Consider the following 21,457-nt stretch of genomic DNA (forward strand, 5'->3'; position numbering starts at 1 on the left):
ATGACCAACGACTGGCGCTCGCCACGGCCAGGCGCATTGCAGAGACATCACGCAGCGGGCCATACCCCTACCCGGCCAGGCGCCGTCTGCCGCACGGTGAAAGCTTTTGAGCGCCCAAAACAACGCGTTGGGGTCGCTGCTTAAAAAAGCTGCAGTTTCGGCTGTGCCTGTATAAAATCGGCACCCGCTGGTTCACCGCCTTGTGCGCGCGGTTGTGCACCCCACCGATTCCTTTGTATCGCCCTGGCGCTCAACGCTTGGGCGCCCACCCCAGATGCTCTATCCCCAAACCTTCGACGTGATTGTGGTCGGCGGCGGCCACGCCGGGACCGAGGCCGCCTTGGCCGCGGCACGCATGGGTTGCAAAACCCTGTTGCTGTCTCACAACATCGAAACCCTGGGGCAAATGAGCTGCAACCCCTCGATCGGCGGCATCGGCAAGGGCCACCTGGTCAAGGAAATCGACGCCATGGGCGGGGCCATGGCCCTGGCCACCGACGAGGCGGGCATCCAATTTCGCATCCTCAACCGCTCCAAAGGGCCCGCCGTGCGCGCCACCCGGGCGCAAGCCGACCGGGTGCTGTACAAAGCGGCCATCCGCCAACGCCTGGAAAACCAGCCCAACTTGTGGCTTTTTCAGCAAGCCGTGGACGACTTAATGGTTGAAGGTGACCGCGTAGTGGGCGCTGTGACGCAAGTTGGTATTCGCTTCAGATCGCGTACCGTGGTGTTGACCGCCGGCACATTTTTGGACGGCAAGATCCATGTGGGCATGAACAACCACGCCGGTGGCCGTGCTGGCGACCCCCCAGCGGTGAGCTTGTCGGCGCGGCTCAAAGAGCTCAAGCTGCCCCAAGGCCGGTTGAAAACCGGCACGCCGCCAAGATTAGATGGGCGCAGCATTGACTTCAGCCGCTGCCAAGAACAACCCGGCGACGGCATGGTCGGCGCCGATCTGGCCGCCGAAAGGGGGGTGACCGCCGGTGCGGTGCCGGTGTTCAGCTTCATGGGCCGCACCGACATGCACCCGCGCCAAGTGCCGTGTTGGATCACCCACACCACCGAAGCGACCCACGACATCATCCGCAGCGGCTTTGACCGCAGCCCCATGTTCACCGGCCAGATCGAAGGCGTGGGCCCACGCTATTGCCCGAGCGTCGAAGACAAGGTCAACCGCTTTGCCGACAAAAACAGCCACCAGATTTTTCTCGAACCCGAGGGCCTCCACACCCACGAGGTCTACCCCAACGGCATCAGCACCAGCTTGCCATTTGACATCCAGTACGCACTGGTTCGCTCCATCCCCGGTTTGGAGAACGCGCACATCCTGCGCCCGGGCTATGCGATTGAATACGACTATTTCGACCCGCGTGACCTGCAACGCCACTTTGAAACACGCGCCATCCAAGGCTTGTTTTTTGCCGGCCAGATCAATGGCACCACCGGCTATGAAGAGGCCGCCGCCCAAGGCTTGTTCGCGGGCATCAATGCCGCCTTGCAATGCCGTGGCGAAGCCCCTTGGGTACCGGCGCGCGACGAGGCCTATTTGGGTGTGCTCGCCGACGACTTGGTGACCAAAGGCGTGACCGAGCCCTACCGCATGTTCACCAGCCGCGCCGAGTTTCGCTTGCAACTGCGCGAAGACAACGCCGATTTGCGGCTGACCGAAACCGCCCGCCGCTTTGGCTTGGTCGACGATGAACGCTGGCGCGCCTTCGAGTCCAAGCGCGAGGCCGTGGCCCAAGAGGCCGCCCGGCTGCGGAGCCTGTGGGTGCACCCGCGCAACCTGAGTGCCGACGAAGCGGTGCGCGTGTTGGGCAAACCCATTGAACACGAACACAGCTTGGCCGATTTGCTGCGCCGCCCCGGTGTGGGCTACCAAGACTTGATGGGCCTGGATGGCGGTCGCTATCAAAACCCGCAACTGAGCGCCGACTTGGCCAGCGGCGGTGTTTCACATGAAACAGCGCTGGCCGTGGTCGAGCAAGTCGAGATTGCCGCCAAGTACGCCGGCTACATCGACCGCCAGCGCGACGAGGTGGGCCGCGCCGCCCACTTTGAAAACATGCCCCTGCCCGCCGACCTGGACTATGCGCAGGTGAGCGCCTTGAGCATGGAAGTGCGGCAAAAACTCAACCGCCACAAACCCGAAACCCTGGGCCAGGCCTCGCGCATCTCTGGCGTGACCCCAGCGGCCATTTCTTTGTTGTTGATCCATTTGCGCCGAGGCCGGTTCAGTGGCTTTGCGCCAGAGCCGGCCGAGGCCGCGCCTTGAGGCCCAGCCCGCCCAAGCCAACACCGCCTGGGCAACAAGCCAAGGCATCCACCCCCAAGCCTGCGTCCCCCGGGGCCAAACCCACCACGAAGACCTCCTGGGACGACAGCACCCAAGCCTTGGCGCGAAACACCCTGCAAACGGGCAGCCAGCAACTGGGCGTGGCGTTGTCGGAAGCACAAACCGATGCCTTGATCGGCTACTTGGGTTTGCTGCACAAATGGTCCAAGGTCTACAACCTGACCGCCGTGCGCGACCCATTGGAAATGGTGACGCTGCACCTGCTCGACAGCCTGGCCGTGGTGCCGGCCCTGCTGCGGCACCTGGACACTCCGGCGAACACGCCCGCCCAACCCTTGCGCCTGCTGGATGTGGGTTCGGGCGCAGGCCTGCCAGGCGTGGTGCTCGCCATTGCCTGCCCGCACATCCAAGTGACCTGCCTCGACGCCGTGGCCAAGAAGGCCGCCTTTGTGCAACAGGTGGCGGCCAGCCTGGGCCTGACCAACCTGCGCGGCTTGCATCAACGCATTGAGCACATGGAAACCGCCCACGCCGTGGTGTGCTCGCGCGCTTTTGCTTCGTTGGCCGATTTTGTGCGTGGCTCGGCCAAAGCGCTTGCCCCGGGTGGTGTTTGGCTGGCGCTCAAAGGCAAGGCGCCCACCGAAGAACTGTCCGCCCTGGGGCCGGAGGTGGATGTGTTTCATGTGGAACAACTGCTCGTTCCTGGGCTGGACGCGCAGCGCTGCCTTGTGTGGATGCGCCCCGCCCTCACCCGCTGAGACCTTGCAGCCCGGTTGTTTCATGTGAAACACTGGGCGAAACGCGCCACAGGCACACCCCGACGCCCATGTGCGCGGACCCTTTGTGACGGCTAAGCAGCAGCTTCAGGTCGGGCACCTTCACACGAAAGTGGACACGCGAACCACCCCAGGCTTTACACTCACAGCCCCAGCAACGAGAGGTGTGCATGTTTGGTGTGGCAGATTACGGCGCCTATGTGGTGGCCGTGTTGGTTTTTTTGTTCATTCCGGGGCCCGGAAACCTGGCCATTTTGAGCTGTACCGCCAAGGGTGGCGTGCGCGGCGGCCTGGCCTCGACGGCGGGCATCATTGTGGGCGACCAAGTGCTGATTTGGTTGGCCGTGGCCGGTGTCGCCACGGTCCTTTTGACCACGCCCACCTTGTTCACCGCCATCCAGTGGATGGGCGCGGCTTACCTGGCCTGGTTGGGTGCCAAGATGTGTTTGGCCAAGGCCGGTCAAGCGCCGGTGGTCGACATCCCCATCGGGGCGTGCTTTCGGCAATCTTTTTTCATCACCTTGCTCAACCCCAAGGCGATTGTGTTTTACATCGCGTTTTTCCCGCTGTTCATCGACCCGGCCGTGGCGCCCAGCCTGGGCACCTTTGCCGCCATGGCATTGACCGCCGCTGCCCTGGCGGTGATGTACGGAATCGGCCTGTCCTTGTTGGCGCACCGTTTGGCCGAGCGCGTCAAGGCGCGCCCCTGGCTGGCCCAGGCCCTGAACAAAACCGCAGGCGGCTTGCTGATTGCCTTTGGCCTGCGCCTGGCGCTGAGCAAATAAAACCCTTTACCCCAAGGCACCCACCCATGTCCCATATCTTCTGTGTTGCCAATCAAAAAGGTGGTGTGGGCAAAACCACCACCACCGTCAACCTGGCCGCCGGTTTGGCCGCCGTGGGCCAACGGGTGTTGATGGTCGATCTGGACCCCCAAGGCAACGCCACCATGAGCTCGGGGGTGGACAAGCGCAAGCTTTTGCTCAGCGTGTACGACGTGCTGCTCGAAACCGCCACCATCACCGAAGCCCGCATACCCAGCCGTTGGGGCAGCGAGCCATCGCAGCAAAAAATGCCCACCTACGATGTGCTGGGCGCGAGCCGCGAACTCGCTGGCGCCGAGGTGGAGTTGGTGGGTTTGGAGCGGCGCGAAAACCGCCTCAAACAAGCCCTGGCCGCCGTCGACGCTGAATACGATTTTGTGTTGATCGACTGCCCGCCGTCCTTGTCCATGCTCACCCTCAACGGCTTGTGCTGCGCCCATGGTGTCATCGTGCCCATGCAGTGCGAGTACTTTGCCCTGGAGGGCTTGACCGACTTGGTCAACACCATCAAACAAGTGCACGCCAACCTGAACCGCGACCTGAAAATCATTGGCCTGCTGCGCGTGATGTTTGACCCGCGCATCACCTTGCAACAACAGGTGAGCGAGCAACTCAAGAGCCACTTTGGCGACAAGGTGTTCAACACCTTGATCCCGCGCAATGTGCGCCTGGCCGAAGCGCCCAGCTACGGCATGCCCGGCGTGGTGTTTGACCCCGCCGCCAAAGGCAGCCAGGCCTTTGTGGAATTCGCCCGCGAGCTCGTTGAGCGCGCCCCCAAACTCTAAACCCACCACCCACCATGGCAACCAAAAAACCCAAAGGCCTGGGCCGCGGCCTCGAAGCCCTGCTTGGCCCCACCGTCAGCGAATCCCCCGCCCCTGCCGCCGATGGCTTGCCCCACGAACTGGCCCTGAGCGAGTTGGTCGCCGGCACTTACCAACCGCGCACCCGCATGGACGAAGGCGCTTTGTATGAGCTGGCCGAGAGCATCAAAAGCCAAGGCATCATGCAGCCCATCTTGGTGCGCCAACTCAGCCCCGCTGACGCCGCCCTGCGCCGAGCCAGCGGTGCCAGCAGCCAAGACCCCCACCACCCGGGTCAAGCCCAGGCGCTGTACGAAATCATTGCCGGTGAACGCCGCTTTCGGGCCGCGCAGATCGCGGGCCTCGAGCGCGTGCCGGTGCTGGTGCGCGATGTGCCCAACGAGTCGGCCGCGGTCATGGCCTTGATTGAAAACATCCAGCGCGAAGACCTCAACCCCTTGGAAGAAGCCCACGCCCTGCAACGCCTGATCAAAGAGTTTGGGCTAACTCACGAGGCGGTGGCCCAGGCCGTGGGGCGTTCGCGCAGCGCAGCCAGCAACCTGTTGCGGCTGCTCAATTTGGCCGAGCCGGTGCAAAACATGCTGATGGCCGGCGACATCGACATGGGTCACGCCCGCGCTTTGCTGTCGCTGGACCGGGCCAGCCAAATCACCACCGCCAACCAAATCACGGCCAAAAAACTCTCGGTGCGCGAGGCCGAAAGCCTGGTCAAAAAGGTCGGTGCTGAGTTCAACCTGGTCACCCAAAAGCCCAAAAAAGAAAAGTCGCGCGATCTGCGCCGGGTCGAAGAGGAGCTGTCCGATTTGTTGATGGCCGAGGTTGAGGTGCGCATCAAAAAGCGCGTCAAGCGCCATGGGCGCATGGAAGAAATGGGCGAGCTGTCAATCCAGTTCGGCTCGCTGGATGCGCTCAACGGCTTGATCGACAAACTGCGCGGCTAAAGCCACGCCCAGCGCAACGCCATGAACATTTGGGACCGCTGGCTGAATTGGACCCATCGCTTGGGGCATGGGGAGCGCGCCCAACAGCACCAAGTGATGAGCATGGGCGCGATATTGCTTTGCCTCAATGCGGTGGTGTTCAATCTGCTGCCCAACCCAGGCTTTGACGGGTATCTGTTGTATATCGTGGCCAGCGCCTTTGTCTTGGTTTTGGGCTTGGTGCGATACGAGCGGCTCTACTACTGGGTGGTCAACTTCTGCATGCTGATCTTGATTGCCATGCTGGCCCACTTTGCCACCCAAACCGGGCACATCCAATCCAGCGCCTTGGTGTGGTTGAGCATTTTGAGCATTCCGGCCCTGTTCTTTCTCGGTCAACTCGGCGGCCTTTTGTGGCTATTGGTCATCCTGGCCATCGTCACAGGGATATACCTCTTAACGCTGCACAGCCAACCCGACCCGATCACCAACAACATCGCAACCGTTCTGTATGCCACGGCCAACCACGTGATGGCCGCCGCCTCCTTGATGCTCATGGTGCGCCTGTACGACCAAATCACCGAAAAGCAAAGAAACGAAACCGAAGAACGCAACCAAGCCCTGGTGCATGTGCATGCCGATATGCGGGTGGCACAAGCCCACAAGGACGAGTTTGTGGCCGCCATGGGCCACGAGCTGCGCACCCCCATGAACGCCATCTTGGGCTTGAACGGTTTGCTGCAAGACGAATTTTCCCAAGACCCCGAAGGCCTGGAAACCGTGGGCCACATCCGCCGCTCCACAGAACACCTGCTTCAAGTGGTCAACGACATATTGGATTTCTCGCAGTTGCAAAGCGGACAAATGGTGTTTTTTTCCAGCGCTTGCGAACTGCGCCCCCTGCTCAGCGAGTCGCTCGCGCCCCTGCGGCAAAAAGCCTTGGACAAGGGTTTGGCGTGGCAACTCCACTTTGCAGACGACGTGCCACAGGCGGTGTGGATCGATGGCCCCCGGCTGTGCCAGGTGATGCGCCACCTGGCCGATAACGCCGTCAAGTTCACCGCACAGGGCCAGGTCGAGATCCATGTGGCTTGGCTCAACCAACACCTGCAAGTGCAGGTCAAAGACACGGGTCGCGGCATTGCCTTGCAACGCCAAGCCCACATCTTCAACCGCTTTGAGTCGGCCGACTTGCAAACCACCAAAGACTTTGGCGGCACCGGCTTGGGGCTGAGCTTGTGCGAGCGCTTGGTGGTGTTGCAAGGCGGGCAAATCGGGGTGCACAGCCAAACCGGCGGGGGTGCCGTGTTTTGGCTCGAGTGGCCCGCCACCACGCCGCAGGCCGCGGCCATTGCGCCGCCGACCTTCCTGCCCGATAGCGCCGTGTTTGACGTGCTGGTGGTCGACGACAACGCCATGAATTTGATGCTCACACCCGTGCAAATCCATGCGGTGTGGCCCCAGGCCCGGGTGAGCACTGCCAGCTCGGGCGCGCAGGCGCTGGCGCTGTTGCAGGCCCAACACTTTGACCTGGCTTTGGTGGACATGGTGATGCCCGACATGGACGGCTTGGCCCTGACGCGGGCGCTGCGCCAACTGCCTGCGCCCTGGTGCCACATTCCCGTCGTGGCCTTGACCGCCAACACCAACCCCTTGGACGAGCAACAGGCCTTGCAAGCAGGCATGGACATGGTGCTGCACAAACCCATCAACCCCAAAGCATTGGTGCGCACGGTTTCACAAGCCCTGGGCGCAGCAACCCCAAGGGGGTCCGCATGAAAACCACCTGGCGTCAGTGGCTGCGCGGAGATTGGGTTGCGCTGCTCCCGGCCAGCTTTCGCGCCGACAAGATGCCGTTTGTGTTTCTGTGCATGATGATGCTGGTGGTGGTGTCGCTGACGTTTTCCTTGTTCAATCCCTACCGCCACGGCTCCACCATGCAAGTGGGCTTTGCCTTGTTGATCCTGGGCTTGTTGTGGTTGATGCACCGTGGCGTGGCCCTCAACATCGTTTTGGGTCTGATGTGTTTTTTGAGTGTGGCCTATTTGTTCAATGCCGCGCGCGTCTCAGGCGGTGTGTTTTCGCTGCGATTGGTGTGGTTGATGCTGGTCCCGGTGATGGCCTACTACGTGATGGGCCCAGCACACGGCTTGCTGTGGCTGCTGGTGTCGTGGCTCACCACCATCACACTGGCCTGGATGACGTGGAGCGGCACGGGGATAGCGCTGCCCGTGAGCGGTGATCAACAAGATTTTTATGCTTTTGCTTCGATCGCCATCAACTGCCTGACCTTGATGGTCGTGCCGCTGGTGTATGACCGACAACATCGCCGCAACCTGACCGAGAGCCAAACACGGCAAAACGAGCTCGAGCAAACCCGCCTCGACCTCGAGCACACCCAGGCCTTGCGCGAGCACTTCATTGCCGCCGTCAGCCATGAGCTGCGCACACCGATGAATGCCATCTTGGGTTTCAACAGCCTGTTGATGTCGCGCACCAGCGACAAGCCGCGGGCCCAACAACTGCTGGAGCACACCCGGCAATCGGCCGATCACTTGATGACGGTGATCAACGATGTGTTGGACTATTCACAGTTTCTGTCCGGGCGGCTCAACGCCCAACAAGAGGTCTTCAACCTGCACGCGACCATCGGCCATGCGTTTGATTTGTTTGCGCCCAAAGTGCAAAGCATGTCGATTGCCTACCAATTGGAGGTCGCCCCCGGCGTGCCCACCTGGGTCAGCGGGGACCGCCACCGCTTGATGCAAATCTTGGTCAATCTGTTGGGCAATGCGCTCAAGTTCACCGCCAAAGGCCATGTGCGGCTGCATGTGGTGGTCCACGCCGACGGTCTGATGTTTGCCGTGCACGACACCGGCATTGGCATCGCCACCCAAGACCAGGCGAATTTGTTTGGCCGCTTCGCCCAGGCGAGCCAAGACATCCAACGCCAATACGGGGGCAACGGCCTGGGCCTGGCCATCAGCCATGGCCTGGTTCAACTGCTGGGCGGCCACATGGGCTTTGAGAGCGAGCTGGGTCGGGGCTCGCGGTTTTGGTTCACCCTGCCCTTGCGCGCCAGCAGCTCGCCCGAGCACATCAGCAGCAGCGACAAACCGTTGGTCCAGGCCGACAAAGCATGGCGGTTTTTGGTGGTCGACGACCACCGCCTCAACCGCTTGTTGGTCACCCAGGTGCTGAAAAACGCCTGGCACCAATGCACCGTGGTCGAGGCAGGGGACGGGCTGCAAGCCTTGCAAGCGCTGCAAACGCAAGACTTTGACCTGGTGTTCATGGACTTGGTGATGCCCGAGCTCAACGGCGCCGATGCCACCCACGCCCTGCGCGCCATGCCCGCACCCCGGGGCAACACCCCGGTGATGGGCCTGACCGCCGATGTCAGCCCCGTGGACCTGGCCAACTTTCGCGCCGCAGGCATCAACGCCTTGCTGCTCAAACCCTTTGACCCGCAGCATTTGGTGCGCGAGTCTCAAGCCTTGTTGCTGGCCCGACCAACCCCAAGCGACTGATCAGAGCAAAAAGATTTTGCCCGGGTTCATGATGTTGTGCGGGTCCAAGGCGCGTTTGATGGTGCGCATCATCTCCACCGCCGGTGCGCCCGCCTCGGCCAGCAAAAAGTCCATTTTGTGCAAGCCAATGCCGTGCTCGCCACTGCAGGTGCCCTCCATGCTCAGGGCGCGCTCCACCAACTTCTGATTGAGCGCCTCTGCCGTGGCCCGCTCTTGTGGGTCGTTGGGGTCGATCAAATAGCCAAAGTGGAAATTGCCATCCCCCACATGGCCGACCAAAAAGTAGGGGATGCCTGAGGCATCGGCCTCGGCCACCGAGGTCAGCAAGCAATCGGCCAAGCGGCTGATGGGCACACAGGTGTCGGTGCTGATGGCGCGGCAACCCGGGCGGCTTTGCACCGCCGCAAAGTAAGCGTTGTGGCGGGCGGCCCACAAACGGGTGCGCTCTTCGGGCGTCATCGCCCACTCAAAGGACTGACCACCAAACTCGTCGGCAATCGCTTGCACCGTCTCGGCCTGTTCTTTCACGCTGGCCGGCGTGCCGTGGAACTCCATGAGCAGCATCGGCTCTTCGCGCAAACCCAGTTTGGCGTAAGCGTTGACCATGCGCACCGAATGCTGATCGATCAACTCCACCCGGGCAATCGGCACACCGATTTGGATCAGCTGGATGGTGGTGCGCACCGCCGCCTCGATGCTCGGGAATGAACAGGTCGCCGCCGACACCGCCTCGGGCAAGGGGTAGAGCTTCAAGGTGACTTCGGTGATCACGCCCAAGGTGCCCTCGCTGCCCACCATCAACCGCGTCAAGTCGTAACCCGCCGATGACTTTTTGGCCCGCGTTCCAGTGCGGACCACCTCGCCCGAAGCGGTCACCACCTCCAGGCCCAGCACGTTTTCGCGCATGGTGCCGTAGCGCACGGCATTGGTACCGCTGGCGCGGGTGGCGCTCATGCCGCCAATGCTGGCGTCCGCCCCCGGGTCGATCGGGAAAAACAAGCCCGTGCTTTTGATCTCTTCGTTGAGCTGCTTGCGCGTCACGCCGGGCTGCACCGTGACCGTCAAGTCCTCGGCGTTGACCGACAGCACCCGGTTCATGCGCCCCACATCGATGCTGATGCCGCCTTGAACCGCCAGCAAATGCCCCTCGAGCGACGAGCCCACGCCAAACGGGATCACCGGCACGCGGTCTTCTTGGGCCCAGGCCACCACTTGGGCCACATCGGCGGTGGACTCGGCAAACACCACCACCGCCGGTGGCGGCACGGTGGTGAACGCCGACTCATCGCGCCCGTGTTGCTCGCGCACCGCCATGGCCGTGCTACAACGCTCGCCAAAATGGGCTTTGAGCTTGGCGATCAAGGCGTCGGGCACCGGGCGCTGTTGAACATGGGGAATCAAATGCTGGGCAGTGGTGGGTGCGTTCATGGTGGGCGTCTCCTGTGGGGGCCATTCTAGGCAAGCCACCGTACCGGCGCTTCATGGACAATCGGCCCCTGACCGGGGTCCAAAGCCCCGGCCCGCATGGGCTGGCCTCGCAGGCCGCATTCACCAAAAACCAAAGCAGCGCGCTTTGGGCGCACACAGGACACACCGCATGGGCAACCGACTCACACAAATCGCCACCCGCACCGGCGACGACGGCACCACCGGCTTGGGCGACAACCGCCGCGTGAGCAAAAACAGCTTGCGCGTGCACGCCATGGGCGAGGTCGATGAGCTCAACAGCCACATCGGCGTGCTGCTGTGCGAAGCCGTGCCCGCCGCCGTGCGCGAACTGCTGGTCGAGGTGCAACACCAACTCTTTAACCTGGGTGGCGAGCTGAGCATCCCGGGCTTTGAACTGCTCAAAGCCGAGGCCGTGCTGGCCCTGGACCATGCCTTGGCCGACCACAACGAGGCCTTGCCCAAGCTGCAAGAGTTCATCTTGCCCGCCGGCAACCGCGCCGCTTCACAGGCCCATGTGTGCCGCACCGTGGCACGCCGCGCCGAACGCGCCGTGGTGGCCCTGGGCGCGGAAGAATCACTGAACGACACGCCGCGCCAGTACCTCAACCGTCTGAGTGACCTGATGTTTGTGCTGGCGCGGGTGCTCAACCGCATGGACGGCGGCGACGATGTCTACTGGAAAAGCGAGCGCCTAAAAAACGCCACTTGATCGCCACCGCATCACATGCGGATCGCTGCCGCCGCGCCTGCTCTGCGCCGCTAGCAACCTCCCGCACAACAAACCGACTCAGCGCGGCGCCAAGATGGCCATGGTGATGCGCGACACGCAGGTCAACTCACCGGCCTCGTTGTGCATGTCGATGTGCCACACCTGGGTGCTGCGCCCGATGTGCACCGCGCGGGTGATGCCGCGGACCCAACCCGACTTGACGCCTTTGATGTGGTTGGCATTGATGTCCAAACCCACCGCACGGTCCTCTGGCGGGCACGAGTAATAAGCCCCGCACGACCCCAGGGTTTCGGCCAAAACCACACTCACCCCACCATGCAGCAAGCCATAGGGCTGGCGCGTGCGCTCATCGACCGGGATGCGGGCGACGATGAAGTCGTCCCCGACCTCGACAAACTCCATGCCCAACAGCTCAGGCGCGGTGCGGTGGTGGGACTCGGTGAGGATGTCCACTGAAATCGGTTTTTTCCAAATGCGCATGTGGTGCTTTCCTGAAAGAATGGGCTGGGTGCTGCATGCCCAAGCCCAAAGGACAGCGATGTTAGTCCCATGGTGATGGCCCCATGGTGTTGTTCCCGATGGCCGACCCGCCCAGGCGGCTGATAACCTTGGGGCCATGAACCCGACCACCCCACCCTACGCTCCGCAAATCCGGCTCTACCAAGACTGGTTGGCCCGCCACAAAGGGCTGCGCTTTGACAACTACGAAGCCCTGTGGCAATGGTCGGTCTCCGAGCTCGACGCCTTTTGGCAAAGCATGTGGGAATACCTGGATGTGCAGTCCCCCACGCCGCACAGCGCGGTGCTGGCGCGCAACACCATGCCCGGCGCGCAGTGGTTTCCTGGTGCCCAAGTGAACTATGCGCAACAGGTGTTGCGCCATGTGGCGCAGGCGCACGCTGCGGGCATGCCCGCCATCATCGGCACCAACGAGCGCGGCCAGCGCCAAGAACTGTCTTGGCCCGAGTTGCGCCGCCAAGCCGCCGCGCTGGCCCTGCACCTGCAAGCCCAAGGCGTGGTGCCCGGCGACCGGGTGGCCGCCTACCTGCCCAACATCCCCCAAACCATGGTGGCGTTTTTGGCCGTGGTCTCGGTGGGCGGGGTGTGGAGCGTGTGTGCGCCCGACATGGGCACCAACGCCGTGCTCGACCGCTTTGCCCAAATCACCCCCACCGTGCTGATCGGTTGCGACGGCGTCACCTATGGCGGCAAAGACCATCCGCGCATCGGCGTGTTGGCGCAACTGCGCGATGCCTTGCCCAGCGTGCGCCACACCATTTTGTGCCGCGTGTTGAACACCGCCGACACCCTGCCGGGTGCCGCCGATTGGGCCGGCATCGTGGCCCGCAACGACGACGCCGTGGCCGCCTTTGAACCCCTGTGGCTGCCGTTCGACCACCCCTTGTGGATTGTGTATTCCAGCGGCACCACCGGCATGCCCAAGCCCTTGGTGCACGACCACGGCGGCACCATGCTCAATGGCATGGCGCACAAAACCGTGATGTACGACGTGGGCTGCAGCTACGAGCCCAACTCCTGGGGCGAGCGCTTCATGTGGTACAGCTCCACCGGCTGGGTGATGTGGAACGCCCAGCTCAGCGGTTTGCTCAGTGGCACCACTTGCGTCATTTACGACGGCAACCCCGGCGGCTCCAAAGACAAGCCCGATTGGGGCGTGCTGTGGCGCTACGCAGCGCAAGAAGGCGTCACCTTTTTCGGTGCCGGTGCCGCGTATTTCAACAACTGCATGAAGGCTGACTTGAACCTGGCCGAGCACACCGGCCTGCACCGGGTGCGCGCCTTGGGCACCACCGGCTCACCCTTGTCGGCCGAGGTGCAAAGCTGGGGCACAGAACAGTTTCACCGCGTGTATACCCAAGTGGGCTTGCCAGCCAACGACATTTGGTGGTGCAATATTTCGGGCGGCACCGACGCGGGCGCATTTGTGGGCGCCCACCGCGAGCTGCCCATGGTGCCCGGCGAGATGCAATGCCGCTTGCTCGGCGTGAGCGTGCAAGCCTGGAACGAAGACGGCCAAGCGGTGATCGACCAAGTCGGTGAACTGGTGGTCACCCAACCGGTGCCGGCCATGCCACCGTTTTTTTGGGGCGACACCGACCACCAACGCTATTTGGGCAGCTACTATGAGCACTACCCCCCCGGCTTGGGCCGCCACCCCACGGGCGGCGATGCACCCGCCAGCGCGGGCGCTGTGTGGCGCCACGGCGACTGGATCAAGATCACCCCCGAGGGGCGCTGCATCATCTATGGCCGCAGCGACGCCACCATCAACCGACACGGCCTGCGCATGGGCACCAGCGAGCTGTACCGCGCGGTCGAGGCCTTGCCTGAAGTGCTCGACGCCTTGGTGGTGGACTTGGAATATTTGGGCCGCGACAGCTACATGCCCTTGTTTGTGGTGCTGCGCCCGGGCTTGAGCCTGGACACCGGCTTGCGCCAGCGCCTGCAAGCGGCCATCCGCACCGCGCTCAGCCCGCGCTTTGTGCCCGACGACATCTTTCAAGTGGCCGAGGTGCCGCGCACCTTGTCGGGCAAAAAACAAGAGTTGCCGATCAAGAAACTCTTGCTCGGTCAGCCCATCGACAAGGTGCTCAACCGCGACGCCATGGCCAACCCGGCGTGCCTGGACTGGTACATCGCCTTTGCCCAGCAGCGCCTGCAAGCCAGTCAGTGAGGGGCGCGGTGGCGGCGCAGCAGCAAGGCGTTGAGCATCACGCTGAGTGAACTCATCGACATGGCCATGCCGGCCAACACCGGCGTGAGCCAACCACTGGCGGCCAGTGGAATGCCCGCCGCATTGAACACAAAGGCCCAAAACAGGTTTTGACGGATTTTTTGCACCGTCAAGCGGCACACATCCAGCGCCTGCCCCACCAAACGCAGCTCGCCGCGCATCAGCGTCAAGCCCGCCGCGTGCATGGCCACATCGGTGCCGGTATCGGCTTGCGCCATGGCCATGCCCAAGTCCGCCGCCACCAAGGCCGGCGCATCGTTGATGCCGTCACCCACAAAGGCCACCACATGGCCTTGGGCATGCCAGTCGCGCACCGCCTGCGCTTTGTCGCCCGGCAGCATGCCGGCCTGCACCTCTTGCGGGGCAAAGCCCAACTGGGCCGCCACCGCTTGGGCGGTGACCGGGCTGTCGCCCGAGAGCATGCGCAACTGCAAGCCACGCGTACGCAAGGCGTCCAAATCGGCTTTCGCACCCACTTTGATGGCATCACCAAAAGCCAGCAAGGCCAAAGCCACGGGGGCGGCACCGCCTTCGGGCCACAGCAGCGACACGCTGTGGCCTTGCTGCTGGTGCGCTTGCACAAGGGCCTGCCACGGCGCCACATCCACGCCTTGCGACGCGGCCCAACGCACACTGCCCAAGCACCAGCGCTGGCCATTCACCTCGCCAGCCAAGCCCATGCCGGGCACCGCAGCCACTTGGGTGGCCTGGGCATACACCAGGTGCTGTTGCGCCGCCGCTTGCATCACGGCCCGCGCCAAGGGGTGCTCGCTGGCGGCTTGCAAAGACGCGGCGATGGACAAGGCCTGTGCTTCGGTCTGTGTCTCGGCCTGAGAGGGGGCTTGGCTTTGGCTGAGGCTGAGGCTGTGGTTGTCGTTGCGGTTTTGGTTCTCAGCCCCAGCGTCACCCTTTTCTGCGCTTGTCGGCAACACCACCAACGCCTGCAAGGTGGGCTTGCCTTGGGTCAGAGTGCCGGTTTTGTCAAACACCACCATGTCGATGTGCTGTGCGGTCTCCAGCGTGTGCGGGTCGCGGATCAAAATGCCGCGCTGCGCAGCCATGCCGGTGCCCGCGACGATGGCCATGGGCGTGGCCAAACCCAGGGCACAGGGGCAGGCAATCACCAGCACCGCCACCGCATGGATCAAGGCCACATCGGCTGCAGCACCCCACCACCACCAAGCCAAACCCGTCACCACCGCAATGGCCAGCACGGTGGGCACAAACACCGCCGCCACTTGGTCCACCAAGCGCTGAATGGGCGCTTTGTGGGCCTGCGCCTCTTCAACCATGCGGATGATGTGGGCCAACACCGAGTCCGCGCCCGACGCCGCCACCCGCATCGCCAAACGGCCATTGCCATTGATGCTGCCACCCGTCACCCGGTCTTGTGGCCCTTTGCTCACCGGCAGCGGCTCGCCCGTGAGCAGCGACTCGTCGGCCTGCGAATGTCCCTCCAGCACCACCCCATCGGCGGGTATGCGCTCGCCGGGCAGCACCGACAAATGGTCGCCCACCAGCACATCGGCCAGGTCAATGTCTTGCTCGCCGTCTGGCCCCAACCAATGCGCGTGCAGCGGGCGCAGGGCTTGCAAGGCGCGAATCGCCTCGGTGGTGCTGCGCTTGACCCGCGCCTCCATCCACTTGCCCAGCAGCACCAAGGTGATGACGACCGCTGCGCTTTCAAAATACACATGCGGTTCGTGGCCCGCCGGGGCCGCCCACCACAGCCCCACCGACAAGGCCCAGCCCGCCGTGGTGCCCAGGGCCACCAACAAATCCATGTTGCCGCTGCCCGCCTTGATGGCATACCAAGCCGCCCGGTAAAAGCGCGCCCCCAGCACAAACTGCACCGGGGTGGCCAAAGCAAACTGCCAGGCCACGGGCAGCATCGCGTGCTGGCCCCACAAGCCCGCCACCATCGGCCACACCAAGGGCAGGCTCAGGGCCGCCGCCGCCAACACCGGCCACAGCTCGCGCCAATGCTGCGCGGCGGTGTCTTGCGGGGTGCTGGCATCCACCCTCACGCTGTAGCCCGCATCGCGGATGGCGCGGCGCAAACGCGCTGGCGTGTCCTCGGCCATGGCACCGGGGCTGAGTTCAATGTGGGCGCGCTCGGTGGCCAAGTTCACGCTCACCTGCGCCACGCCCGTCTGACCCGCCAAAGCCCGCTCCACCCGGCCCGAGCAGCTGGCACAGGTCATGCCATCGATGCCCCAATCGAGCACACACAGGTCTGGGGCGGGGGCAGTTGGGGCTTGATTCATGGTTTTGTTATTCTCGCTGTGGCGCTGGCCCCTTGATTTGCGCTGCATCAAACGCACCTGAGACACATGAAACACCCCCTCAACGTCACCGGCATGACCTGTGGCCACTGCGAAAAGTCCGTCACCCGCACCGTGCTGCGCTGGGACCCCCAAGCCCAGGTGCACATCGACCGCGCGCACAACCGCGTGGACGTGGACACCGAGAAAGACATCACCCCCTTGCTGGCGCTGATCGCCACTGAGGGCTACCCCACCACCCACGCCACGGCCTGAAAGAAACCCCATGACCAACCCCTCTGCAAGGCGCTTGGAGCGCCTGGTGCGCGGCCAAGCCACCAGTGACGGCGCCGGCGTCAAACTCACCCGCATCGTCGCCAACGAGTTGCACCAGCGCTTGGACCCGTTTTTGATGCTCGATGCGTTTGGCAGCGACAAGGCCGGCGACTACATCGCGGGCTTCCCCGACCACCCTCACCGGGGCTTTGAAACCGTCACCTATATGTTGCACGGGCGCATGCGCCACCGCGACAGCGCGGGCAATGAGGGCTTGCTGAAAAACGGCGACGTGCAATGGATGACCGCTGGGCGCGGCGTCATCCACAGCGAAATGCCCGAGCAAGAAGAAGGCCTGATGTCGGGCTTTCAGCTGTGGCTCAACCTGCCCGCCAAAGACAAAATGTGCCCGCCTTGGTACCGCGACATCCCCAGCGGCCAAGTGCCCGAGTTCACCACCGACCAAGGCATCACCGTGCGGGTGATTGCCGGCCACAGCCAGGGCACCGACGGCAGCGTGAAGCGCGACGCCACCCAAGTGCTTTACCTGGACCTGCATTTCCCCGAAGGCGCCAGCGCCCACTTTGACCAGGCCCTGCCCAGCCAGCACAACGCCATGGTCTATGTGTACCAAGGCAGCGTGGACGTGGTGTGCGGCGAAGACACCGCCGCCGTGCCCGCCCAACACCTGGCCATCTTGCGCAACGAGGGCGACCACGTGCGCCTGAGCGCCGGCCAAGGCACCCGCGCCCTGCTGCTGGCCGGCCAACCGCTGCGCGAACCGATTGTTCAATACGGCCCGTTTGTGATGAACACCAAAGAGCAAATCATCGCCGCCATGGACGACTACCGGGCAGGACGGTTGGCTTGAGGCACGGGGAGGCCCACCTTATCACTGCAAATCCGCAGCCCTAAGAAGTCTATGCGTTGAGTGCGCGTTTTACCCTTCGCCGTAACCCACGTGTGTCACGGTAAAAAGAGGAAACATCAAACGTCAATATTCCCCGCCCGCAAAGCATTGGTCTCAATGAATATCCGGCGCGGCTCGACCTCGTCGCCCATCAGCATGGTGAACACGCGGTCGGCTTCGATGGCGTCGTCAATTTGCACACGCAGCAAGCGGCGCACTTCGGGGTCCATGGTGGTTTCCCACAGTTGCTGGGGGTTCATCTCGCCCAAGCCTTTGTAGCGCTGGCGTGCCGTGGCCGATTCGGCCTGGGTGATGAGCCAGCGCATGGCCTGGCGGAAGTCTGAAACCTTTTCTTCTTTGTGGCGTTCGCCCTCGCCACGGCCCACTTTGGCACCCGCGCCCAACAGGCCTTGGAAGGTTTGCGCCACCAAAGCCAGAGCCGCGTAATCGGCGCCATGCACAAACTCTTGGGTGATCAGGCTGCTCTTGGTGTTGCCATGGTGCTTGCGGCTGATGCGCAAAATCGGTTTGTCGGTGCGCACGTCAAACTCGCCCGCCACCTCGGCACCACTGCCCAGGGCGCGCAGTTTGGTTTGCATCAGCGCGGCAGAGGTTTGCGCCTGCTCCAGGTTGTCGAGTGACACCACCACCCCATCGGCGATGGCACGCAAGGCCTCCACGTCCATGAAGTTGCTCAAGCGCTCGATCACGGCCTCGGCCAATTGGTGTTGGTGCGCCAGTTGCGACAAGGTGTCGCCCTTGAGCTCTTGCGGTGCATCACCGCCGGTGTGGATGCTCGCGTCTTTGAGGGCGATGCGCAGCAAAAACCCATCGAGGGCCGCGCCGTCTTTGAGGTATTGCTCTTCCTTGCCCACCTTCACTTTGTACAAAGGCGGTTGCGCAATGTAGATGTGGCCACGCTCGACCAGCTCGGGCATTTGGCGGTAGAAAAAAGTCAAAAGGAGTGTGCGGATGTGCGCGCCGTCCACGTCGGCATCGGTCATGATGATGATGCGGTGGTAACGCAGTTTGTCGATGTTGAAATCGTCGGTCCCCGACTTGCCCGACTCCGCACTCACCTTGCCAATGCCGGTGCCTAGCGCAGTGATGAGGGTCAAAATTTCATTGCTGGTGAGCAGCTTTTCGTAACGCGCTTTTTCAACGTTCAAAATTTTGCCGCGCAGGGGCAGAATGGCTTGGAACTTTCTGTCGCGTCCTTGCTTGGCCGAGCCGCCGGCGGAGTCGCCCTCGACGATGTAGATTTCACACAGCGCCGGGTCTTTTTCTTGGCAGTCGGCCAGTTTGCCGGGCAAGCCCATGCCATCCAACACACCTTTGCGCCGTGTCATCTCACGCGCTTTGCGGGCCGCTTCACGGGCGCGGGCTGCGTCAATGATCTTGCCGCAAATCATCTTGGCGTCGTTGGGGCGCTCTTGCAAATAGTCGCCCAACACCTTGCCCACGATGTCTTCCACTGGGGCACGTACTTCGCTGGACACCAGCTTGTCTTTGGTTTGGCTGCTGAACTTAGGCTCCGGCACTTTCACCGACAACACGCAGCACAGGCCTTCGCGCATGTCGTCACCGGTCACCTCAACCTTGGCTTTTTTCGCCAACTCGTGTTCTTCAATGTATTTGTTGATGACACGCGTCATCGCCGCACGCAAGCCGGTCAGATGGGTGCCCCCATCACGCTGCGGGATGTTGTTGGTGAAGCACAGAACGCTCTCGTTGTAGCTCTCGTTCCATTGCATCGCCACTTCCACACCAATATGGGTGCCGGGGATGCCGCCATAGGTTTCTGCGGGGCGCTCGCCCTCGGCATAAAACGCATTGGGGTGAAGAATTTTTTTGCCTGCATTGATGAACTGCACAAAACCGGCTACGCCACCCGCGCCCGAGTAGTCATCGTTTTTGCCCGTTCGCTCGTCCATCAAACGGATGCGAACGCCGTTGTTGAGATAGCTGAGCTCGCGCAAACGCTTGCTCAAAATCTCGTAATGGAACTCGTGGTTTTGGATAAAGATGTCGGTGTCGGGCAAGAAATGCACTTCGGTGCCGCGCTTGTCGGTCTCGCCGGTGATGCGCATAGGAGAGACTTCCACCCCATCGACCATTTCCAACAAACGGTTTTGCACAAAGCCTTTGGCAAACTCAATGGTGTGCACCTTGCCTTCGCGGCGCACCACCAATCGCAACCACTTGGAGAGCGCATTCACGCACGACACACCCACGCCGTGCAAACCACCAGACACCTTGTAGCTGTTTTGGTTGAACTTGCCACCCGCGTGCAGTTCGGTGAGGGCAATTTCAGAGGCACTGCGTTTGGGTTCGTGCTTGTCGTCCATCTTCACGCCGGTGGGGATGCCACGGCCGTTGTCGGTCACGCTGATGGAATTGTCAGAGTGGATAGTGACCACGATGTCATCGCAATGACCGGCCAAAGCTTCGTCAATCGAGTTGTCGACCACCTCAAACACCAGGTGGTGCAAGCCTGTGCCGTCCGACGTGTCGCCGATGTACATGCCAGGGCGCTTGCGCACCGCTTCCAAGCCCTCTAGGATTTGAATAGACCCCTCGCCATAGGCATCCTTGGCGGTCAGGTCAATGGGTTCAGGGCTGGTGGGTTCAACAGAATCGGTCATGGAGGCATTCGACCCTGGATGGGCCGCTCAAATAAAAATAAGAAAAGTTCAAATGGTATTCAGATGCGCATGGGCATCACAACGTATTTAAATTGGTTGTCTTCCGGTATGGTGATCAGGGCCGAGCTGTTGCTGTCGGTCACCTCGATCTTGACCATTTCTTGGTCCATATTGGTCAAGGCATCGATCAGATAGCTGATGTTGAAACCAATTTCAACGGTATCGCCGTCGTAGTCAATTTCAATTTCGTCGGTGGCTTCTTCTTGTTCGGTGTTGTTGCACACCACCCGCAATGCGCCAGGTTCCAGCGTCAAACGCACACCTTTGAACTTTTCGCTGGTCAAAATGGCCGTGCGTTGCAAACTGGCCAGCAAAGGGGCACGCCCCAGCACCACGGCGTTTTTGTGGCCCTTGGGGATGACGCGGTTGTAGTCAGGGAATTTGCCCTCCACCAATTTGGTGACAAATTCCATGTGATCAAACCGGAACCGCGCCTGGTTATTGGCAAATTGCAACTCCAAGGAGCCTTCTTTGTCGCTGAGCAAACGCTGCAACTCCAACACCGTTTTGCGCGGCAAGATCACCTCTTGGCGCGGCACTTCGTTGTCCAGGGTGGAGGAGGCAAAGGCCAAGCGATGGCCATCGGTGGCCACCAAGCTCAGTTGTTTGCCATCGGCCACAAACAAAATGCCATTGAGGTAGTAGCGGATGTCGTGCACCGCCATGGCAAACGACACCTGTTGCAGCAATTCTTTCAAGGTGCGCTGAGGCAGGCTAAACGCAGGTCCAAACTGCGCCGACTCTTGCACCAAGGGGAAGTCTTCTGCCGCCATGGTTTGCAAGCTGAAGCGGCTTTTGCCACCTTTGAAGAGCAATTTGTTTTGGTTCGACTCCAGCACCACCGTTTGATCGCTGGGCATGGAGCGCAAGATGTCGATCAATTTGCGTGCAGCCACCGTGGTGGCAAAGTCGCCCGCATCCCCATCCAATTCGACATTCGTGCGGATTTGGATTTCCAAATCGCTGGTGGTGAATTGCAAGTGTGTGCCTGTTTTACGGACCAGCACATTGCCCAAAATGGGCAGCGTTTGTCGCCGCTCCACAATGCCTGCAACCGATTGCAGCGCCGAGAGCACCTTGTCTTGAGAAGATTTGAAGACGATCATGTCAACCTCTGAATGAATTAATAAAGAATAGTAGGTAGTAGTAGAGCAACGGTTTTTTTGTGGAGAAGCCTATTTTCTCTTGTTTGTTCAAG

Annotated in this window: 16 protein-coding genes; 11 read left to right on the forward strand and 5 right to left on the reverse strand. The window is 62.0% G+C overall.

Annotated elements, in window-relative coordinates; translation table 11 throughout:
- Nucleotides 1-274: 274 nt before the first annotated feature.
- The 7 genes from mnmG to AC8GFZ_RS13775 all read left to right on the forward strand — a co-directional run bounded on the left by mnmG (nucleotide 275) and on the right by AC8GFZ_RS13775 (nucleotide 9,170).
- A complete protein-coding gene (gene mnmG, locus AC8GFZ_RS13745) occupies nucleotides 275-2,275 on the forward strand; it encodes a tRNA uridine-5-carboxymethylaminomethyl(34) synthesis enzyme MnmG (RefSeq protein WP_506645473.1) in 2,001 nt (666 codons plus the stop codon).
- 119 nt (nucleotides 2,276-2,394) lie between these two features.
- Nucleotides 2,395-3,054 (forward strand): 16S rRNA (guanine(527)-N(7))-methyltransferase RsmG, encoded by a 660-nt coding sequence (gene rsmG / locus AC8GFZ_RS13750; protein WP_506645527.1) that lies wholly within the window; start codon nucleotides 2,395-2,397, stop codon nucleotides 3,052-3,054.
- 188 nt (nucleotides 3,055-3,242) lie between these two features.
- Nucleotides 3,243-3,857 carry a LysE family transporter gene (locus AC8GFZ_RS13755; RefSeq protein WP_506645474.1) on the forward strand — a complete coding sequence of 205 codons (615 nt, stop codon included), beginning with the start codon at nucleotides 3,243-3,245 and terminating at the stop codon, nucleotides 3,855-3,857.
- A gap of 26 nt (nucleotides 3,858-3,883) precedes the next feature.
- Nucleotides 3,884-4,681: a ParA family protein gene (locus AC8GFZ_RS13760; RefSeq protein WP_506645475.1), complete on the forward strand. Its 798-nt coding sequence runs from the start codon at nucleotides 3,884-3,886 to the stop codon at nucleotides 4,679-4,681.
- Nucleotides 4,682-4,695: 14 nt separating this feature from the next.
- On the forward strand, nucleotides 4,696-5,661 hold the full coding sequence (locus AC8GFZ_RS13765; protein ID WP_506645476.1) for a ParB/RepB/Spo0J family partition protein: 966 nt from the start codon (nucleotides 4,696-4,698) through the stop codon (nucleotides 5,659-5,661).
- A gap of 21 nt (nucleotides 5,662-5,682) precedes the next feature.
- Nucleotides 5,683-7,419, forward strand: a complete 1,737-nt coding sequence (locus AC8GFZ_RS13770; RefSeq protein ID WP_506645477.1) for a hybrid sensor histidine kinase/response regulator — start codon at nucleotides 5,683-5,685, stop codon at nucleotides 7,417-7,419.
- Nucleotides 7,416-9,170: an ATP-binding protein gene (locus AC8GFZ_RS13775; RefSeq protein ID WP_506645478.1), complete on the forward strand. Its 1,755-nt coding sequence runs from the start codon at nucleotides 7,416-7,418 to the stop codon at nucleotides 9,168-9,170. Before AC8GFZ_RS13770 ends, AC8GFZ_RS13775 begins: the two co-directional genes overlap by 4 nt.
- Here AC8GFZ_RS13775 and AC8GFZ_RS13780 read toward each other — a convergent pair whose 3' ends face one another.
- Complete coding sequence (locus AC8GFZ_RS13780) at nucleotides 9,171-10,598, reverse strand: FAD-binding oxidoreductase (protein WP_506645479.1); 1,428 nt, start codon at nucleotides 10,596-10,598, stop codon at nucleotides 9,171-9,173.
- 169 nt (nucleotides 10,599-10,767) lie between these two features.
- Here AC8GFZ_RS13780 and AC8GFZ_RS13785 point away from each other — a divergent pair, with 169 nt between their 5' ends.
- A complete protein-coding gene (locus tag AC8GFZ_RS13785) occupies nucleotides 10,768-11,328 on the forward strand; it encodes a cob(I)yrinic acid a,c-diamide adenosyltransferase (RefSeq protein ID WP_506645480.1) in 561 nt (186 codons plus the stop codon).
- 78 nt (nucleotides 11,329-11,406) lie between these two features.
- Here the strand turns inward: AC8GFZ_RS13785 and AC8GFZ_RS13790 are convergent, their stop codons facing one another.
- Nucleotides 11,407-11,829 (reverse strand): hotdog fold thioesterase, encoded by a 423-nt coding sequence (locus tag AC8GFZ_RS13790; protein WP_506645481.1) that lies wholly within the window; start codon nucleotides 11,827-11,829, stop codon nucleotides 11,407-11,409.
- Nucleotides 11,830-11,965: 136 nt separating this feature from the next.
- Between AC8GFZ_RS13790 and AC8GFZ_RS13795 the strand changes: the two genes are divergently transcribed.
- Nucleotides 11,966-14,044, forward strand: coding sequence for an acetoacetate--CoA ligase (locus tag AC8GFZ_RS13795; RefSeq protein WP_506645482.1), 2,079 nt, complete (start codon nucleotides 11,966-11,968; stop codon nucleotides 14,042-14,044).
- Here AC8GFZ_RS13795 and AC8GFZ_RS13800 read toward each other — a convergent pair.
- Nucleotides 14,038-16,371: a heavy metal translocating P-type ATPase gene (locus tag AC8GFZ_RS13800; RefSeq protein WP_506645483.1), complete on the reverse strand. Its 2,334-nt coding sequence runs from the start codon at nucleotides 16,369-16,371 to the stop codon at nucleotides 14,038-14,040. The genes AC8GFZ_RS13795 and AC8GFZ_RS13800 overlap by 7 nt on opposite strands.
- 66 nt (nucleotides 16,372-16,437) lie before the next feature.
- Here AC8GFZ_RS13800 and AC8GFZ_RS13805 point away from each other — a divergent pair, with 66 nt between their 5' ends.
- Together AC8GFZ_RS13805 and AC8GFZ_RS13810 are read left to right on the forward strand one after the other, a co-directional pair.
- Complete coding sequence (locus AC8GFZ_RS13805) at nucleotides 16,438-16,644, forward strand: heavy-metal-associated domain-containing protein (RefSeq protein WP_506645484.1); 207 nt, start codon at nucleotides 16,438-16,440, stop codon at nucleotides 16,642-16,644.
- Between the two features lie 10 nt (nucleotides 16,645-16,654).
- Nucleotides 16,655-17,515 carry a pirin family protein gene (locus AC8GFZ_RS13810; RefSeq protein ID WP_506645485.1) on the forward strand — a complete coding sequence of 287 codons (861 nt, stop codon included), beginning with the start codon at nucleotides 16,655-16,657 and terminating at the stop codon, nucleotides 17,513-17,515.
- A gap of 116 nt (nucleotides 17,516-17,631) precedes the next feature.
- On the opposite strand, the gene gyrB is transcribed toward AC8GFZ_RS13810, so the two are convergent.
- Together gyrB and dnaN are read right to left on the reverse strand one after the other, a co-directional pair.
- Nucleotides 17,632-20,199: a DNA topoisomerase (ATP-hydrolyzing) subunit B gene (gene gyrB / locus AC8GFZ_RS13815; RefSeq protein WP_506645486.1), complete on the reverse strand. Its 2,568-nt coding sequence runs from the start codon at nucleotides 20,197-20,199 to the stop codon at nucleotides 17,632-17,634.
- 59 nt (nucleotides 20,200-20,258) lie between these two features.
- Nucleotides 20,259-21,365, reverse strand: a complete 1,107-nt coding sequence (gene dnaN / locus AC8GFZ_RS13820) for a DNA polymerase III subunit beta (protein ID WP_506645487.1) — start codon at nucleotides 21,363-21,365, stop codon at nucleotides 20,259-20,261.
- Between the last annotated feature and the right edge of the window lie 92 nt (nucleotides 21,366-21,457).

Source organism: Limnohabitans rimovensis (SeqCode) (assembly GCF_965234775.1).
Taxonomy (GTDB): Bacteria; Pseudomonadota; Gammaproteobacteria; order Burkholderiales; family Burkholderiaceae_C; genus Limnohabitans; species Limnohabitans rimovensis.

Excerpts from the sequence above, each read along its gene's own strand:
- mnmG (WP_506645473.1), top strand. The coding sequence starts at position 275 with ATGCTCTATCCCCAAACCTTCGACGTGATTGTGGTCGGCGGCGGCCAC.
- AC8GFZ_RS13755 (WP_506645474.1), top strand. The coding sequence starts at position 3,243 with ATGTTTGGTGTGGCAGATTACGGCGCCTATGTGGTGGCCGTGTTGGTT.
- AC8GFZ_RS13760 (WP_506645475.1), top strand. The coding sequence starts at position 3,884 with ATGTCCCATATCTTCTGTGTTGCCAATCAAAAAGGTGGTGTGGGCAAA.
- AC8GFZ_RS13765 (WP_506645476.1), top strand. The coding sequence starts at position 4,696 with ATGGCAACCAAAAAACCCAAAGGCCTGGGCCGCGGCCTCGAAGCCCTG.
- AC8GFZ_RS13770 (WP_506645477.1), top strand. The coding sequence starts at position 5,683 with ATGAACATTTGGGACCGCTGGCTGAATTGGACCCATCGCTTGGGGCAT.
- AC8GFZ_RS13775 (WP_506645478.1), top strand. The coding sequence starts at position 7,416 with ATGAAAACCACCTGGCGTCAGTGGCTGCGCGGAGATTGGGTTGCGCTG.
- AC8GFZ_RS13780 (WP_506645479.1), bottom strand. The coding sequence starts at position 10,598 with ATGAACGCACCCACCACTGCCCAGCATTTGATTCCCCATGTTCAACAG.
- AC8GFZ_RS13785 (WP_506645480.1), top strand. The coding sequence starts at position 10,768 with ATGGGCAACCGACTCACACAAATCGCCACCCGCACCGGCGACGACGGC.
- AC8GFZ_RS13790 (WP_506645481.1), bottom strand. The coding sequence starts at position 11,829 with ATGCGCATTTGGAAAAAACCGATTTCAGTGGACATCCTCACCGAGTCC.
- AC8GFZ_RS13795 (WP_506645482.1), top strand. The coding sequence starts at position 11,966 with ATGAACCCGACCACCCCACCCTACGCTCCGCAAATCCGGCTCTACCAA.
- AC8GFZ_RS13800 (WP_506645483.1), bottom strand. The coding sequence starts at position 16,371 with ATGAATCAAGCCCCAACTGCCCCCGCCCCAGACCTGTGTGTGCTCGAT.
- AC8GFZ_RS13805 (WP_506645484.1), top strand. The coding sequence starts at position 16,438 with ATGAAACACCCCCTCAACGTCACCGGCATGACCTGTGGCCACTGCGAA.
- AC8GFZ_RS13810 (WP_506645485.1), top strand. The coding sequence starts at position 16,655 with ATGACCAACCCCTCTGCAAGGCGCTTGGAGCGCCTGGTGCGCGGCCAA.
- gyrB (WP_506645486.1), bottom strand. The coding sequence starts at position 20,199 with ATGACCGATTCTGTTGAACCCACCAGCCCTGAACCCATTGACCTGACC.
- dnaN (WP_506645487.1), bottom strand. The coding sequence starts at position 21,365 with ATGATCGTCTTCAAATCTTCTCAAGACAAGGTGCTCTCGGCGCTGCAA.